This is a genomic window from Hypericibacter terrae (genome assembly GCF_008728855.1).
In the GTDB taxonomy this organism is placed as follows: domain Bacteria; phylum Pseudomonadota; class Alphaproteobacteria; order Dongiales; family Dongiaceae; genus Hypericibacter; species Hypericibacter terrae.
This window is the reverse complement of record NZ_CP042906.1, coordinates 4,473,706-4,488,824: the sequence shown is the minus strand read 5'-3', so window position 1 is coordinate 4,488,824 and position 15,119 is coordinate 4,473,706. Positions and strand designations below refer to the sequence as shown.

The window sequence follows — 15,119 nt, the reverse complement described above, 5'->3', positions numbered from 1 at the left end:
GGGGGAGGGGAACGAAAGTTCGACCGCGATAGCGGTCGTCCGCCTCAGCCTCTACCGCTGATCGAGCTTCAGCTCGATCCGGCGGTTGCGGGCCAGCGCCTCGTCGGTGTCGCCGTTGTCGAGCGGCTGGAACTCGCCATAGCCGGCGGCGACCAGGCGTTCGGGCGGGACGCCCTGCGAGATCATGAACTTCACCACGGCGATGGCGCGCGCGGTCGAGAGCTCCCAGTTCGAGGCGAACTGCGGATTGCTGATCGGGCGCTTGTCCGTATGGCCGTCGACGCGCAGCACCCAGTCGATGTCGGTCGGGATCTTCGCGGTGATGTCGAGCAGCGTCGCCGCGAACTTGGCGAGCTGTTCGCGGCCCGGGTCGCCGAGCTCGGCCGAGCCGCTGTCGAACAGCACCTCCGACTGGAACACGAAGCGGTCGCCGACGATGCGCACGTCCGGCCGGTCGCCCAGCACCTCGCGCAGCTTGCCGAAGAACTCGGAGCGGTAGCGCGCCAGCTCCTCGACCTTGCCGGCGAGCGCCACATTGAGCTTCTTGCCGAGATCGGCAATCTGGATGTTCTGCTGCTGTGCGTTGGCTTCCGAGGCGTCGAGCGCCACCGCGAGGCGGGCGAGCTGCTGGCGCAGCGCCGTCAGCTGCCGGTTCATGATCTCGATCTCGCGCTGCTGGTCGTCGGTCAGCTTCTGCGCGTCGGAGAGCTTCTGCTCGCTCTCGGCCTGGCCCGCGTCGAGCTTCTTCATCAGATCGTCGCGCAGGCTCTGCAGCGCCGCGATGTCGCCCAGCAGGGCTTCGATCTTCTGCTTGTCGGCCTCGATCGTCTTGTAGGCGTCGGCAAGCTTCTCGTCCGCCTGCGCGCCGCCGCTCTTGAGTGCATCGCGCTCGCCGATGACCGAGGCCAATTGTTGGGCCAGCTGATCGCGGTCCTGGACAGAGGTCTGGAGCTGGGTCGAAATCTCGGCCAGGTTGAGGCGGAGGTCGGCCGTGGTCTGCCGCTCCATCGCCAGCAGGTCGGAGAGCTGGGAGAGCTGCTGGCTCATCTGCTCGAGCGCCTTGTTCCGGCCCGAGAGCGCATCCGACAGGAAGAACTGCGCGATGACGAAGACCATCAGCACGAAGATGACGACCATCAGCAGCGTGCTGAGGACGTCCACATAGGCCGGCCAGGGCTCGAAGGGTCGCCTTTGGCTGCGGGCGAGGGCCATCGCGCGGCTACTGACCCTGCTCGGCGAGCGCCGCGATGGTGCGGGCCAGCAGCTTGATTTCGCTGCGGATCTCGCCGACGGCCGAGGTCCTGCCCTTGGCGACCTCTTCTATCAGGCGCCCCATGTGATGATCGAGATTGCGCAGGTAGGTGCGGCTCTGATCGTCGATGCCGAAGGAGCCGCGCTTCAGATTCTCCGACAGCGTCGCCAGCACCGGCGCCAGCGAGGACTGGTTCTCGGCGATCTTGATCATGAGCTGCTGCTCGGTGCGCATCTGGTCGGCGAGCAGCGCCAGCCGGTCGGCCAGCGTCTTGGTGACGCTGTTGTTCTGCTGGCGCGCCTCTTCCGACTGGCCCAGCAGCCGCTGGAAATTGTCGAGGCCTTCGGCGGTCTGTTCCAGCAGCGCCTGGATATAGGCCGGCACCGGCTGCTCGCCATCGGCCAGCGGGCCGCCGGTCGAGAGCCGCGTCTGGCCGGAGAGCCAGTCCTCGAGCTCGTTGAAGAAACGGTTCTGCGCCTGGCCCGCCTGCAGCTCGAGGAAACCCAGCAGCAGCGAGCCGGCGAGGCCGAACATCGAGGCGCTGAAGGCGGTGCCCATGCCGGAGAGCGGCGCCTGGAGATTGGTCTTGAGCTGGTTGAACAGCACGCCGACATCGGAGCCCGGATTGACGCTGATGGCGGTGATGGCGTCGGCCACGGCGCGGATGGTGCCGAGCAGGCCCCAGAAGGTGCCGAGCAATCCCAGGAACACCAGGAGCCCGATCATGTAGCGCGAGATGTCGTGCGATTCCGACAGGCGCGACTGGATGCCGTCGAGCAGCGAGCGCAGCCCTTGCGCGTTCAGCCGCAGGCGCCCCTGCCGGTCGCCGATCATGGCGGCCATCGGCGCCAGCAGGCGCGGCTGGACCGAGGCGGTCACGACATTGCCGCGCTTATAGAGCTCGATCCACTCGATCTCGCGATAGAGCGCGATCACCTGCCAGAAGATGAAGCCGATGCCGGTCAGCAGCACCAGAAGGATGCCGGTGTTGAGGCCGGGATTGTAGGAATAGGCGCGCGCGAGCGGACCCGACAGCAGGACCGCCACGACGGCGACCGCGAACACGCTGAAAGCCATCAGGAGGATATATCGCCGGGGTGGGGTCATGCGTGGCCTCTACACCTCGAGCTCAGAGGAGATCAATGATCGGCCTGGGGGGCCGGTCGCGACAGCCGAGGCTCGACACCGGACCCCAGCCTCATGGCGTCAGGGTCACGATATCGACGCGGTCCGCGGGATCGCCCTCGACCTTGTTGCCGAGCGCGCGCACGTCCATGCGCGTGCTGCGCACTCCCTTGTCGATCAGATAGGCGCGCACCGCGAGCGCGCGCGACAGCGAGATGCGCCGCGCGCGGCTGGCCGTGTCGTCGGTGCCGCTGGCATAGGCCATGAGCTGGAGCCGCAGGCCCTGGTTCTGGTCGAGCTTCTGGGCGAGGCCGTCGAGCTGCTGGGTCGCCTCCGGCGGCAGTTCGGCCGAGCCCTCGGGGAACAGGATCTGGGTCTTGTCCTCCGCGGGCGCGGCGGCAGGCGCTTCGCTGGGCGCGGTCGCGTTCTGCGAGCTGTCGGTCGCGGGCGCCGCGGTTTCGGCGGGTGCGGTTTCGGCGGGTGCGGCCGGGGCGGCGGCGGGCGCGGTGCCGGTCGTCTCGTTCTGCGCGACCGTCGAGGGCGTCTCCGATGCGGTGGCCGTCGTGGCGGCAGCGGCGCCTGTTGTCGCGGCGGCGGTGGTCGCCGGGGCTGTCGTCGTGGTCGCCGCGGTTTCGGTCGCAGCCGATGGGGCCGCCGCCGTTTCGGTGGCCGTGGTCTCGGCCGCCGTCACCGTCTTGGTGCTGCTCTCGCTGGCGGCGGTCGTCGTGGTCGCGGCTGTCTCCACCGCCGGTGCCGTGGGCGTCGGAGCGGTCGTGGCGGCGCTGGTGCTGGCCGCGGGCGCTGCCGGGGTCTGCTCGGCGATGGTCTCGGGCATCTCCGGCTTCGGCACCGGTGCCGGCGGCGGCTGAGGGGCCGGCGGCGGCGTCGGCACGACAACGACCTTGGTGGTCTCGGGCTGTGCCGGCTTGAGCGCCGGGGCCGGCATCGTCGGGGCCGGCTTGGGCGGCGGCGGGGGCGTGAGCGTCGACGCCGTGCTGGTCGATGCGGCTGCCGATCCGTCGACGATCGAGGGCGACGGCTTGTAGGGCACGGTCAGGCGGCTGACCGGCATGGTGCTGGGCGGCGGCAGCAACGCGCCGCCACTGGAGGTCGCGGTCGGCGCCGCCGTCACGGGCTGCGTCGGCGCGGCGCCATAGGGCTGCAATCCCCCCGCAGGCGCGGTGGTGACGGGCGCGGGCGCGAGGGTCTGATTCTGCGCCGGCGGCGGTGGCGTACCCACCTGATCGATCGCGCCGTAATCGACGATGACGTTGGTGCCGCTGCCATATTGCTGCGCCTGGGCCGGCAGGGTCGCGCACAGCGCCGCGGCCGCAATTCCGCCCGCGAGCCAGATCCGGCGCATGGTGCCGCGCTCAGCCAAAGCAGAATCGATCATGAGTTCGCGCCGAGTTCCGAGCATAAGCCGCCTGCCGTTATTCCCCCTGGAGTTTCAAGAATATAGCCAAGGGCCCGCGGGCGAACAACCGATATGCCCGGTGTTCGCGACGATCGCGGCGACCCGTGCCGGCAATCCTGTGAAGGAAATGAGGCCGAAATGGGGATTTGGGGCCTCAGCGAATCGTCGTGTCATCGAAATCGCATAGAGCGGCGGAAGCATTTTCATCCGTCAGGGCCGGCCCCGATCCGAGTCCCCTGGCCCTGGACCCCCCGGTCAAGCCCGGGGGTGACAATGCCAAGCCTGTCATTGCCGGGCTTGACCCGGCAATCCAGGGCTCAAGTTCCGGAACCCGAGTCGACATTGCTCCTCAAGGCTGGGCGCGCGGGCGTTTCCAGGCTTCGCTCGGGACCAGCAGCCGCTGGATCGTGCCATGGAGCTGGTCGTTGGCGGCCAGCACGCTGCCCGAGTCGAGCATGTTCTCGCCGCCGCCGATCTCCGTCACATAGCCGCCGGCCTCGCGCACCAGGAGGATCCCCGCCGCCATGTCCCAGGGCTGCAGCCCGCTCTCCCAGAATCCCTCATAGCGGCCGGAGGCCACATAGGCCAGGTCGAGGGCGGCGGCGCCGAAACGGCGCACGCCGGCAACCTTGGGCATGACCGCGGAGAGCTCGGCGGCGAAAGTCGAATGGTCGCCATGCTCCTGGAAAGGGATGCCGGTGGCGAGCAGCGCCTCGCCCAGGATGCGGCGCGAGGAGACGCGAATGCGCCGTCCGTTGAGATAGGCGCCGACGCCGCGCTCCGCCCAGTAGAGTTCGTCCTTGATCGGATCGAGGATCACGCCCGCCACGATCTCGCCCGCGCGCTCGAGCGCGACAGAGATACAGAAATGCGGCAGGCCGTGGAGGAAGTTGGTGGTGCCGTCGAGCGGATCGACGATCCAGCGATGCTGCCCGTCGGTGCCGGGCGTGGCGCCGCTCTCTTCCATGAGGAAGCCGTAGGTCGGCCGCGCCTTGGCCAATTCCTCGCGCAGCGCGCGCTCCGCCTTGATGTCGGCGGTCGAGACGAAGTCGCTGGGCCCCTTGGGCGAGACCTGGAGCTGCTCGACCTCGCCGAAGTCGCGCTTGAGGCCTCGGGCCGCGCGATCGGCGGCCTTGATCATGACGTTGATGATGGGCGAGCGCGTTGCCATTCGCCGTGGCTCCCGAAAACTTTGCGCGAGCCCGAGGCGCGCGGAATAAGGCGCCGGGACCGAGACTCAGTCCTTGGCGCGCTCGACGTAGGAGGAATCGGCCGTGTTGACCACGACGCGGGTGCCGGCGCCGATATGCGGCGGCACCAGGATGCGCACGCCGTTCTCGAGCTTGGCCGGCTTGTAGGAGGAGGAGGCGGTCTGCCCCTTCACCACCGGGTCGGCCTCGGTGATGGTCATGATCACGGTGCCCGGCAGGGCGACGCTCAGGGGCTGGCCCTCGTAGCTCTGGATCGAGACCGTCATGTTCTCCTGCAGATAGACATGGGCGTCGCCCACGGCTTCGGCGCTCAGCGTGATCTGCTCGAAGGTCTCGCTGTCCATGAAGGTGTACTCGTCCCCGTCCTGGAACAGGTACTGATAGTCCTTCTCCTCGAGCTGCACCTTCTCGACCACGTCGCCCGAGCCGAAGCGCTCATTGACCTTGGTGCCGTCGCGGATGTCGCGCAGCTCGGCCTGCAGGTAGGAGCGCCAGTTGCCCATCTGCACGATGTTGATCTTGGCGACCCGCCACAGGCGGCCGTTATGCTCGATCACGTTGCCGCCACGAATCTCGTTGCCCTTGAGCTTCATCGTTTGTCGCCCGCTCGCGTTCTTAAAAAGGATGTCTGGGGGGTCAAAATAAGGCGCGGACCCTACCAAACTCGGCCGCTCCGAGTAAATGGCCAGGGTAAGCGCGCAATTGCCGCGCCCAGAACCGCTTCGAACCCTACGTTAACCGCCCAGATGGCGGTTTTGGGCGGGTTTTTCAAGGCTGGAGACGGATCGCCTGGGCGATGGCCTCGAAGGCGGCGTCGGGCAGGGGCGAGGTCCAGGCGTCGGCGGCCGGCATGACGAACTCGGCCCCCGCGGCGGCAAGGGCGCCGGCCTGGCCGGGATCGGCGACGCCTTCGGCCACGCAAGGGACCGTCATCAGGGCCGCCCACCAGCCGGCGACCTCGAGCAGGGTCTCCGGGTCGCCGGCGAAACTCACATAGTCCGCCTCGGCCTCGCCCGCGATCATCGCGTCATGGCGCGAGAGGACGCAGCCGACGCCGAGGATCCGGTCGGGCCCGAGCTGCTGGCGCAGCGCCTCGAGCCGGGGCGGCAATTGCGAGAGATGGACGCCGTCGATCCCGGTCGGCGCCACCAGCTCGACCCGGTCCTCGACCAGGAGGGCGATGCCGCGGGGCTGGACCTTGGCCGCGATGCGCTCGAGCAGGCCGCGCGCGGCCCCGTCGTCGAGGCCGGCGACCGAGAGGCGCAGGCAGGCGATGTCGATGGCGCGCGCCATCGTGTTGTCGAGGGCCGCCTCGAAAGCGGCGAGCCCGCCAGCATCGTTCAATGCCGGCGGGCTCGGGAGATAGAGCCGGCAGAAAGCCGGCGAGGGGCCGCTCGCGGACAGGGGCTTATTCTTCGCCGCGATAGATGCGGATGATCTGGTCCAGCATGTTGAGCGCTTCCTCGCGCGGGCGCTGGAAGGTGTTGCGGCCGATGATGGAGCCGTTGGCGCCGCCGTCGCGCAAACCCCGCACCTCCTCGAGGATGCCGTTCAGGTCCTTGGCGGCACCGCCGGAGAACACGACGATGCGCCGGCCGTTGAAGCAGGACTGCACTACATGCGAGATACGCTGCGCCAGCGTGCCGACCGGAATCTTCTCCTTCTCATAAACCTTCTTGGCCTCGGGCTGCTCCAGATGGGCGGTGGGCGGCTTCACCTTGATGATATGGGCGCCCAGCAGCGCCGCCATGTGCGCGGCATAGGCCGTGATGTCGATCGCGGTCTCGCCCTCCTTCGAGAGCCCACCGCCGCGCGGATAGGACCAGATCACGACGGCGAGGCCGACCGACTTCGCCTCTTCGGCGAGCTCGCGGATCTCCTCCATCATCTCGAAGCAATATTCCGAGCCCGGATAGATGGTAAAGCCGATGGCGGAGCAGCCGAGCTTCAGCGCGTCGCCGACCGAGCCGGTGATGGCCTGGTCCTTGGCGGAAGCGAGGCTGTTCGAGCTGTTCACCTTGAGGATGGTCGGGATCTGGCCGGCGAAGCTGTCGGCACCGGCCTCGAGCATGCCGAGCGGCGAGGCGAAGGCCGAGAGGCCGGCATCGATCGCGAGCTGATAGTGGTAGTGCGGATCGTAGGCCGCGGGGTTGGGCGCGAAGCTGCGCGCGGGCCCATGCTCGAAGCCCTGGTCGACGGGCAGGATCACCAGCCGGCCGGTGCCGCCGAGGCGTCCCTGCATCAGTATGCGGGCGAGGTTGGCCTTGGTCCCCGGATTGTCGCTCTCATAGTTCGACAGGATCTTGCGGACCTTGGGGGTCATCTTCATCGAGGCAGGCTCCCGGTTGATGGGGGTCGAGGAGGGATGAATGTCTGGGAATCGGCTCAAAATCGGGGAAAGCCAAGGGCTCTCGCGGGGCTGGTCATAGCCGAGCGAGGCCGCTTTTTCAATCCGCGCCCAACCAATGACGCAGCGCGTCGGCCGGGCTGCGCTGGCGTGCCAATTCCAGGGCCGGGGGCCGCTGGGTGAGGAACGCCGCGCCGTAAGCGGCGGCGATATCGGCGAGTTTCGTCGCGATCCGCGCCGGGCCGGTGAACAGGATGGCATCCGTGCCGTCGCGCAGCGCCGCCTGGGCTAGGTCCGGCCGGTCGGCGCAATCGAGCAAGGTGCGGCATTTGGCGCCCGGCACCGCCCTGGCGGCTTCGCGCGCGACGGCGACCAGCCAGCCGGGGCCGAGCCAGAGCGCCGCCGCTTCGGGGCTCAGCAATGTCACCGGGCGTTTGAGCGCGCGGGCGACATCGAACGCCGCGATCGCATCCTCGAGATGGCGAACGAGAATGGCGGGCGGCAGCGGACCGGGGCGGCGAGGCTTGGACATCGAAGGCGATGATAGCAGCGCTTCGTTCGGCGCAAGGCGCCTTCATGGGCGCGCGAGGCCCTTGCTCAATCTTCCGTCATCGCATTGCGGGCGGGCTGGGCCGGCCCTTTAATGGGCGGAACCCATCGGGAGGACAGCATGCAGGCCGAGGAACTGAAAGCCATCCAGGCGCCGCTGAAGGAACGCTATCGCGGCAGTCCGGAAGCGGCCTTGCTGACATTGAAGGCCGAGGGGCGGCTCGACGAGCTGGGCGTCGCCTGCAAGGTCGAGACCGGCCGCGGGCTGATCGAGGCCGGCTTGCACCCGGCGACCGGCGGCACGGGACTTCAGGCCTGTTCCGGCGACATGCTGCTGGAGGCGCTGGCAGCCTGCGCCGGCGTCACGCTCAAGGCGGTGGCGACGGCGCTTGGCATCGACATCCGCGAGGGCCGCGTCCAGGTCGAAGGGGATCTGGATTTCCGCGGCACGCTGGGCGTCTCGAAGGAAGCGCCGGTGGGATTCCGGGCGATTCGGGTCGCTTTCGCGCTCGATACGGATGCCGACGAGGAGAAGCTCGCGAGCCTGCTCAAGCTCACCGAGCGCTATTGCGTCGTCTATCAGACGCTGCGCACGCCGCCGGTGATCGAGCTCCGGCGCGCCTGACCCCGGATGACTCGCTACGCCGGCGCCGCCTCGATCAGGCTGTGCCGGGTTCCGGTGGGAATGACGCGCGTGAGCGTGAAGCCGGCGGCGGCGAGGAGGGTCGCGAACTCCTCGCGGGTCCGCTCCTGGCCTCCCGGCGCGACCAGCATGTTCAGGTCGCTGAACTTGCCGTCGGGCGCCTCGTTCGGAGGCCCCAGCACCCGCTCGATGACGAGCAATCTTCCCTCGGGCTTCGCGGCACGCCGGCAGACGCGCAGGATCCGGATCGCCTCCTCGTCCTTCCAATCATGCAGGATCGCCTTCAGCATGTAGAGGTCGCCGCCGGCGGGAACATCTTCGAAGAAACTGCCGCCGACGATCTGGCACCGTTCGGCGACGCCCTTGCCGCGAAGCAGGGTTTCGGCGCGCGACACGACATGCGGCAGATCGAACAGGATGCCACGCGCGCGGCTTCGTGCCGCGAGCAGATCCGCCAGGAGCAGGCCCTGGCCGCCGCCGACATCCACGATGCAGTCGAAAGGTCCGAAGTCGTAAGCCGCGATGACGGCGGCGCCGGTGCCGCGCGAGAGAGCGGTCATGGCCCGATCGAAGATGGCGCTCTCCTCGGGATGGTCCGAGCGATAGGCCCAGACGTCGCTGCCATGCAGGTCGCGGAACGCATTCTCGCCGGTTCGCACGCTGTGCAGGAAATGTCCCCAGGTCTGCCAGTAATAAGGCCGGCCCACGAGGCTGGCCCATCCGGCAATCGAATTGGCCGTGTCGGAACGCAGGCCCTGCCCCATCTCCGTCAAGGAGAAGCGCCGCTCGGCGTCCTCATGAAAGACGCCGACGGCGGCCAAGGCGCGCAGCAGCCGATAGAGCGACTGCGGATGCGTGTCCGTCAGGGCGGCCAGCTCGTCGCTGCTGCGCGGCGCTTCCCGCAGGTGATCGGCAAGGCCCAGAACGGCCGCGACGTGGATCGCCTGGGATATCTGATAGCCATTGATCAGGCGCATGAGTTCGACAGCCGGGGTCCGTTCGGTCACGGTCGGATACCTCGCGCGAGTGGGACGGGAGACAGCCTAGCCCCGGCGCGGGGTGGCCGCAAATCACGGGGATGCCACCCTGCGCAGGATGCGAGTCTCGTCAGGGCAACACCACCCTGGAGTCGTGATACGGCCCATGTCATGAACGAGGCGGTTGGCGTGAATGGCGGGATAGCCGACATCAACCCCGTGCAAGGCAGAAGGAGATAACCATGACGATAGAAATAAACCGGGCGGGATGGGCGACGGTGGCGGTCCTCGTCGGGCGCCTGATCTTTGCCGCCGTCTTCATCATGGCGGTGAGTTTCAAGCTGATGGATATCGGCGCGACGGCGGGTTACATCGCGTCAGCGGGTTTCCCTATGCCCACCCTTCTGGCCTGGCTCGCGGCATTATTCGAGCTCGCTCTGATCGCCTGTTTCCTGACCGGCGCCTATTTCTCGGAAGCGGCACTCCTGGCCGCCGCCTATGTGCTGTTCCTCGCCTTCGCATTCCACGGGCCGTCGCACTGGGCCGGAAACCAGACCGAATTCGGCTTCTTCGTCGATCACTTCACCTTCATCGCGGGCCTTCTCTTCGCGGCCGCGCACGGCCCCGGACAGCTGTTGGCCATGAAGCGGGGATGGATTGCGCGCCGCTGACAGGCGCCATGGCAGTGTTCTGCGGTTCGCAGAAGCTCACCGGCGCATCATCGCAAAATGAAAACGGCCGCTCCTGGGAATGCCAGGAGCGGCCGTCTGTCGCTTCTTGTCGGGAGGATCGTCTAGCCCAGCTTCCCCATCGCCACCGCGGTGTCGCTCATGCGGTTGGAGAAGCCCCACTCGTTGTCGTACCAAGTGAGGATGCGCACGAAGCGGCCCTCGATCACATGGGTCTGCTTGAGGTCGAAGGTCGAGCTGGCCGGGTTGTGATTGAAGTCAGAGCTCACCAGCGGCTGGTCGTTGGTGTCGAGGATGCCTTTGAGCGGGCCGTTCGCCGCGTCGAGGATCGCCTTGTTTATCGCCTCCACCGAGGTCGGCTTGGTGGCGATGAACTTGAAATCGACCAGCGAGACGTTGGGCGTCGGCACACGGATCGCGGTGCCGTCGAGCTTGCCGTTGAGCTCCGGCAGCACCAGGCCGACGGCCTTGGCGGCACCGGTGGTGGTCGGGATCATGTTGAGCGCTGCGGCGCGGGCGCGATAGAGATCCTTGTGCAGCGTGTCGAGCACCGGCTGGTCGCCGGTGTAGCTGTGGATCGTGGTCATGAAGCCGTGATCGATGCCGATCGCCTTGTGCAGCACGGCCGCGACCGGCGCCAGGCAGTTGGTGGTGCAGGACGCGTTCGAGACGACCTTGTGGCTCGCCTGCAGCTTGTCGTGATTGACGCCATAGACGACGGTCAGGTCGGCACCGGTGGCGGGGGCCGAGATCAGCACGCGCTTGGCGCCGGCTTCGAGATGCTTCGAGGCGGCTTCCTTGGTGGTGAAGATGCCGGTGCATTCCATCGCGATATCGACGCCGAGCTTGCCCCAGGGCAGCTTCGCCGGATCCCGCTCTGCCGTGACCGTCATCCAGCCGCGGCCGGCATCGATCGCACCCTCTTTCGTCTGCACCTTGCCGGGGAAGCGGCCATGGACCGTGTCGTGACGCAGCAGATGCGCGTTGGTCTCGACCGGGCCCAGGTCATTGATGCCGACCACCTCGATGTCCTTGCGCCCGCTCTCGAGGATGGCGCGGAGCACCAGGCGGCCGATGCGGCCGAAGCCGTTGATGGCGACGCGAACGGTCATGAGTCTTGTTCCTTCTCAGCTGCTCTTAAAGTCGCGCCTTGGCGGCCTTCACGGTCGCGTCGGCGGTGATGCCGAAATGCTTGTAGAGGTCGGTGGCGGGCGCCGAGGCGCCGAAGCCGGTCATGCCGATGACCGCACCGCGCGGACCGACATAGCGTTCCCAGCCGAACACCGAGGCGGCCTCGATCGCGACGCGCACGGCGGTGGCGCCGAGCACCTCTTCGCGATAGGCGGCGGGCTGGCGGTCGAACAATTCCCAGGAGGGCATCGAGACGACCGCGGTGCCGATCCCGTCGGCCTCGAGCCGGCTGCGCGCCTCGACGGCGATCGAGACTTCGGAGCCCGTGGCGATCAGGGTCACCTGGCGCGGATGGCCCGCCTCCTGCAGCACATAGCCGCCCTGGGCGCTGCGATTCTCGTCGGTGTGTTTCGTGCGCAAGGTCGGCACCGCTTGGCGCGTCAGGGCCAGGACTGACGGCGCGTGGCGCTCGGCCAGCGCCAAGGCCCAGCATTCCGCGGTCTCGACCGTGTCGCAGGGGCGGAACACCAGCAGGTTCGGAATCGCCCGCAGGGCCGCCAGATGCTCGACCGGCTGATGGGTCGGGCCGTCCTCGCCGAGGCCGATCGAATCATGCGTCATCACATAGACGACGCGCTGGCCCATCAGCGCCGAGAGACGGATCGCGGGCCGGCAGTAATCGGTGAAGACCAGGAAGGTGCCGCCATAGGGTGCGAAGCCGCCATGAAGCGCGATCCCGTTCATCGCCGCCGCCATGCCGTGCTCGCGCACGCCGTAATAGATGTAGCGGCCGCCATAGTTCTCGGCGGTCACCGAGGCCATGTCCTTGGCCTTGGTGTTGTTCGAGCCGGTAAGATCGGCCGAGCCACCGAGGAGTTCCGGCATCACCGGCGAGAGCGCCTCGAGCACGCGCTGCGAGGATTGGCGGGTCGCGAGCTTGGGTGCCTCGGCCGAGACGGCCTTCTTGGTCGCCGCGATGGTCGCGGCGAAGGCGGCCGGCAGCTCGCCCGACTGCTGGCGATCGAACTCGACGCGGTTCTTGTGCGCGTGATGGCGCTTGGTCCAGGCCTCGTAGGCCGCGCTGCCGCGCGAACCCGCCAGGCGCCAGGCATTGAGGATGGTCTCGGGCACGGTGAAGGGCGGGTAGGGCCAGCCCAGCTTCTCGCGCGCTCCGGCGACTTCTTCCGCACCCAAGGGGGCGCCATGGGTGGCGGCGGTGCCGGCCTTCTTGGGCGCGCCGAAGCCGATCACGGTCTTGCAGGCGATCAGCGTCGGACGATCGCTCTTCTGCGCGGCCTCGATCGCGGCGGCGACGGCTTCGGGATCGTGGCCGTCGACCGACGCGGTATTCCAACCGCTGGCCTTGAAGCGGCCCAGTTGATCGTCGGAGACGGCGAGCGACGTCGGCCCGTCGATCGAGATGCTGTTGTTGTCCCACAGCACGATCAGGCGGTTGAGCTTGAGATGGCCCGCCAGCGAGATCGCCTCGTGGCTGATGCCTTCCATCAGGCAGCCATCGCCGACGATCGCATAGGTGTGGTGATCGACCAGCTCGGATCCGAAGCGGGCGTTCTCCAGCCGCTCGGCCAGCGCCATGCCGACCGCGTTGGCGATGCCCTGGCCCAGCGGGCCGGTCGTCGTCTCGATGCCGGCGGCATGGCCATATTCGGGATGGCCGGCGGTGCGGCTGCCGAGCTGGCGGAAGCGGCGCAGCTCGTCGATCGTCATGTCGGCGAAGCCGGTCAGATAGAGCAGGCTGTAGAGCAGCATCGAGCCGTGACCGGCGGAGAGCACGAAGCGGTCGCGGTCGGGCCAGTGCGGATGCGCGTGATCGAATTTGAGGAAGCGGCTCCAGAGCACCGTCGCCACATCGGCCATGCCCATCGGCATGCCGGGATGACCCGAGGCGGCCTTCTCCACGGCGTCCATCGACAGGGCGCGGATGGCATTGGCCATGTCCTTGGGACTGGCCGGGTAGGTCGGATGCGAAACGGCGCCGTGAGCGGCGGGAGACGATGAGGGCACAGCCGTGTCCATGTGGATATTGCCAAGGGTCGGGAGCGGGGGCTTCGACGGCCGCCGGCACGGGGTCCATAGACTCCCTGCGGCGGTGCGCCCGGAACATGCCGCCCGCCCGACCTTGCGTCAACCCTTGGGGACCCTCGAGAAGATGCGGCCCAACTGCGCGGGGCCACACCCCCGGCTGGCGGCGTTGACGCGGCGTTCCGCCGCCCCCTATGCTCGCAAGTGAAGAACGGATCGGAAGCCGTTTTTCCGGCTGCGTTGCGGGCCGGATCAAGGGCTTACTCGGGAACGACCGCATGACAAAGCTCGCGCAGGCGCTGGACCATCTGGATGTGGCGTTGCAACGCCTCGAACAGGCGATCGATTCGCGCGAGCGCCATTCTCATGCCGACCGCAGTGCCATCGAATCGGAGCTGAACGCTCTGAGAGCTGCGCACAGCGCCCTTCAGGGTGAGGCGCGCAGCGTCTATAGCCGAATCGACCAGATCATCGCGCGGCTCAAGGCCGCGGCCGAAGTCTGAACCTCTCGATTGGAGAAAGGGCACGCATGGCGACCGTAACGCTATCGCTCAACGGACGGCCCTATGAGATCGCCTGCGACGACGGCCAGGAAGAAAGGCTGCAGACGTTGGGCATCGATCTCGACCGGCGGGTGAGCGACATGGCGCGGCGCCTGGGTCCCGTGGCCGACAGCCGCCTCCTGGCCATGGCGGCCCTGGTGATCGCCGACGAGCTCGCCAGCGCCCGCGCGGTGGCCGATGCCTCGACCCAGCGGGCGGCGGAGCGGGACGCCGCCGCGGCGGCCGATGCCGTGGAATCCATGGCGCGTCGCATGGACGCCATTGCGACAAGGCTCTCGGCACCCTAAGTTCTCAGGTCGGACGGGCGCTGCGCGGTTCGACAGAGCTACGTATCCCTGGGGCCAATGATTATTCTCTTGGGAGCTGTCCCTGGTTGGGTCCCTGGACCCTTTCACACGGTGCCCACCTGCTGAGGAGCAGGTCGCAGAGGATAGAAACGCTCACCGGCCAAGTGGCTCCGTCCGACCCTATTTTCATGCCGCATCGCAACGCCTCATCCGCAGGGCGCCTCCCACGATACCGGTGCAATCCGCACCGGCAGCGCCGCGAGCGGGTCCTTTGACCCACCCAGAGACTCCGACACCTGAGCAGCTGGTCGACGCCAAGCGTGCGCTCCGCGCGCTGGCGACCGAGCGGCGCCGGCAACTGGCGCTCGAGGTCGGACCCGAGGCGGCCGGCATCGCCGCCGCCCAGCATTTCCTCGGCGCCTGCAAACCCAAGCCCGGCACCGCGATCTCGGGCTATTGGCCGCTCGAAGGCGAGTTCGATCCGCGGCCCCTGATGCAGCGCCTGGTCGAGCGCGGCTGTCCGATCGGGCTGCCGGTCGTGATCGGCCGCGACCAGCCCCTGCAGTTCCGCGACTGGCGGCCGGGCATAGCCCTGGTGCCGGGGCCGTTCCGCGTGCCGACGCCGCCACCCGACGCGGCCCTGGTCGAGCCGCGCATCCTGCTGGTGCCGATGCTGGCCTTCGACCGCGAGGGCTATCGGCTGGGCTATGGCGGGGGCTTTTATGACCGCACGCTCGAGCGCCTGCGCGCGCGGGGCGGGGCGCTCGCCGTCGGCACCGCCTTCGACGGGCAGGAGGTGAATCATGTGCCGCATGCGGATTTCGACCAGCCGCTCGATTGGATCGTCACCGAGCGGCGGGCGCTGCGGGTGGGCGCGAATTGAAA

Annotated in this window: 16 protein-coding genes and 1 other RNA gene; 6 read left to right on the top strand and 11 right to left on the bottom strand. The window is 68.1% G+C overall.

Annotated features, from left to right (window positions below):
- Positions 1 to 51: 51 nt before the first annotated feature.
- The 8 genes from FRZ44_RS20650 to FRZ44_RS20615 form a co-directional block, all read right to left on the bottom strand.
- Positions 52 to 1,212, bottom strand: a complete 1,161-nt coding sequence (locus FRZ44_RS20650; protein ID WP_151178952.1) for a peptidoglycan -binding protein — start codon at positions 1,210 to 1,212, stop codon at positions 52 to 54.
- A 7-nt stretch (positions 1,213 to 1,219) separates the two neighbouring features.
- Positions 1,220 to 2,359: a flagellar motor protein MotA gene (locus FRZ44_RS20645; protein WP_151178951.1), complete on the bottom strand. Its 1,140-nt coding sequence runs from the start codon at positions 2,357 to 2,359 to the stop codon at positions 1,220 to 1,222.
- Between the two features lie 91 nt (positions 2,360 to 2,450).
- Complete coding sequence (locus FRZ44_RS27375) at positions 2,451 to 3,773, bottom strand: OmpA family protein (protein ID WP_225308372.1); 1,323 nt, start codon at positions 3,771 to 3,773, stop codon at positions 2,451 to 2,453.
- Between the two features lie 370 nt (positions 3,774 to 4,143).
- The gene (locus tag FRZ44_RS20635) at positions 4,144 to 4,965 is read right to left on the bottom strand and encodes an inositol monophosphatase family protein (RefSeq protein WP_151178950.1); all 822 of its coding nucleotides are present in this window, start codon (positions 4,963 to 4,965) and stop codon (positions 4,144 to 4,146) included.
- A gap of 66 nt (positions 4,966 to 5,031) precedes the next feature.
- Complete coding sequence (gene efp / locus FRZ44_RS20630) at positions 5,032 to 5,598, bottom strand: elongation factor P (RefSeq protein ID WP_151178949.1); 567 nt, start codon at positions 5,596 to 5,598, stop codon at positions 5,032 to 5,034.
- Between the two features lie 175 nt (positions 5,599 to 5,773).
- The gene (locus FRZ44_RS20625; RefSeq protein ID WP_151178948.1) at positions 5,774 to 6,349 is read right to left on the bottom strand and encodes a thiamine phosphate synthase; all 576 of its coding nucleotides are present in this window, start codon (positions 6,347 to 6,349) and stop codon (positions 5,774 to 5,776) included.
- Between the two features lie 64 nt (positions 6,350 to 6,413).
- Positions 6,414 to 7,334, bottom strand: a complete 921-nt coding sequence (locus tag FRZ44_RS20620) for a class I fructose-bisphosphate aldolase (RefSeq protein ID WP_151178947.1) — start codon at positions 7,332 to 7,334, stop codon at positions 6,414 to 6,416.
- A gap of 118 nt (positions 7,335 to 7,452) precedes the next feature.
- Entirely contained in the window at positions 7,453 to 7,884 is a 432-nt protein-coding gene (locus tag FRZ44_RS20615) for a hypothetical protein (protein ID WP_151178946.1), read from the bottom strand.
- Positions 7,885 to 8,022: 138 nt separating this feature from the next.
- On the opposite strand from FRZ44_RS20615, the gene FRZ44_RS20610 reads away from it, so the two are divergent.
- Entirely contained in the window at positions 8,023 to 8,526 is a 504-nt protein-coding gene (locus FRZ44_RS20610) for an OsmC family protein (protein ID WP_151178945.1), read from the top strand.
- 14 nt (positions 8,527 to 8,540) lie between these two features.
- Here FRZ44_RS20610 and FRZ44_RS20605 read toward each other — a convergent pair whose 3' ends face one another.
- On the bottom strand, positions 8,541 to 9,551 hold the full coding sequence (locus FRZ44_RS20605) for a methyltransferase (protein ID WP_191908218.1): 1,011 nt from the start codon (positions 9,549 to 9,551) through the stop codon (positions 8,541 to 8,543).
- Between the two features lie 212 nt (positions 9,552 to 9,763).
- Between FRZ44_RS20605 and FRZ44_RS20600 the strand changes: the two genes are divergently transcribed.
- Positions 9,764 to 10,192 carry a DoxX family protein gene (locus tag FRZ44_RS20600; RefSeq protein WP_151178944.1) on the top strand — a complete coding sequence of 143 codons (429 nt, stop codon included), beginning with the start codon at positions 9,764 to 9,766 and terminating at the stop codon, positions 10,190 to 10,192.
- A 122-nt stretch (positions 10,193 to 10,314) separates the two neighbouring features.
- Here the strand turns inward: FRZ44_RS20600 and gap are convergent, their stop codons facing one another.
- Together gap and tkt are read right to left on the bottom strand one after the other, a co-directional pair.
- Positions 10,315 to 11,322 carry a type I glyceraldehyde-3-phosphate dehydrogenase gene (gene gap / locus FRZ44_RS20595; protein WP_151178943.1) on the bottom strand — a complete coding sequence of 336 codons (1,008 nt, stop codon included), beginning with the start codon at positions 11,320 to 11,322 and terminating at the stop codon, positions 10,315 to 10,317.
- A gap of 25 nt (positions 11,323 to 11,347) precedes the next feature.
- Entirely contained in the window at positions 11,348 to 13,297 is a 1,950-nt protein-coding gene (gene tkt, locus FRZ44_RS20590) for a transketolase (protein WP_151178942.1), read from the bottom strand.
- 365 nt (positions 13,298 to 13,662) lie between these two features.
- On the opposite strand from tkt, the gene FRZ44_RS20585 reads away from it, so the two are divergent.
- The 4 genes from FRZ44_RS20585 to FRZ44_RS20570 all read left to right on the top strand — a co-directional run bounded on the left by FRZ44_RS20585 (position 13,663) and on the right by FRZ44_RS20570 (position 15,117).
- The gene (locus FRZ44_RS20585; RefSeq protein WP_151178941.1) at positions 13,663 to 13,887 is read left to right on the top strand and encodes a hypothetical protein; all 225 of its coding nucleotides are present in this window, start codon (positions 13,663 to 13,665) and stop codon (positions 13,885 to 13,887) included.
- A gap of 26 nt (positions 13,888 to 13,913) precedes the next feature.
- On the top strand, positions 13,914 to 14,234 hold the full coding sequence (locus FRZ44_RS20580; protein WP_151178940.1) for a cell division protein ZapA: 321 nt from the start codon (positions 13,914 to 13,916) through the stop codon (positions 14,232 to 14,234).
- A gap of 14 nt (positions 14,235 to 14,248) precedes the next feature.
- Positions 14,249 to 14,409, top strand: a non-coding RNA gene (ssrS, locus tag FRZ44_RS20575) — 6S RNA.
- A 96-nt stretch (positions 14,410 to 14,505) separates the two neighbouring features.
- Positions 14,506 to 15,117: a 5-formyltetrahydrofolate cyclo-ligase gene (locus tag FRZ44_RS20570; RefSeq protein WP_225308371.1), complete on the top strand. Its 612-nt coding sequence runs from the start codon at positions 14,506 to 14,508 to the stop codon at positions 15,115 to 15,117.
- Positions 15,118 to 15,119 lie beyond the last annotated feature (2 nt).

Coding starts and splice junctions, on each gene's coding strand:
- FRZ44_RS20600 (WP_151178944.1), top strand. CDS start 9,764: ATGACGATAGAAATAAACCGGGCGGGATGGGCGACGGTGGCGGTCCTC.
- gap (WP_151178943.1), bottom strand. CDS start 11,322: ATGACCGTTCGCGTCGCCATCAACGGCTTCGGCCGCATCGGCCGCCTG.
- FRZ44_RS20650 (WP_151178952.1), bottom strand. CDS start 1,212: ATGGCCCTCGCCCGCAGCCAAAGGCGACCCTTCGAGCCCTGGCCGGCC.
- FRZ44_RS20615 (WP_151178946.1), bottom strand. CDS start 7,884: ATGTCCAAGCCTCGCCGCCCCGGTCCGCTGCCGCCCGCCATTCTCGTT.
- FRZ44_RS20620 (WP_151178947.1), bottom strand. CDS start 7,334: ATGAAGATGACCCCCAAGGTCCGCAAGATCCTGTCGAACTATGAGAGC.
- FRZ44_RS20610 (WP_151178945.1), top strand. CDS start 8,023: ATGCAGGCCGAGGAACTGAAAGCCATCCAGGCGCCGCTGAAGGAACGC.
- FRZ44_RS20585 (WP_151178941.1), top strand. CDS start 13,663: ATGACAAAGCTCGCGCAGGCGCTGGACCATCTGGATGTGGCGTTGCAA.
- FRZ44_RS20580 (WP_151178940.1), top strand. CDS start 13,914: ATGGCGACCGTAACGCTATCGCTCAACGGACGGCCCTATGAGATCGCC.
- FRZ44_RS27375 (WP_225308372.1), bottom strand. CDS start 3,773: ATGATCGATTCTGCTTTGGCTGAGCGCGGCACCATGCGCCGGATCTGG.
- FRZ44_RS20635 (WP_151178950.1), bottom strand. CDS start 4,965: ATGGCAACGCGCTCGCCCATCATCAACGTCATGATCAAGGCCGCCGAT.
- FRZ44_RS20645 (WP_151178951.1), bottom strand. CDS start 2,359: ATGACCCCACCCCGGCGATATATCCTCCTGATGGCTTTCAGCGTGTTC.
- tkt (WP_151178942.1), bottom strand. CDS start 13,297: ATGGCCAATGCCATCCGCGCCCTGTCGATGGACGCCGTGGAGAAGGCC.
- efp (WP_151178949.1), bottom strand. CDS start 5,598: ATGAAGCTCAAGGGCAACGAGATTCGTGGCGGCAACGTGATCGAGCAT.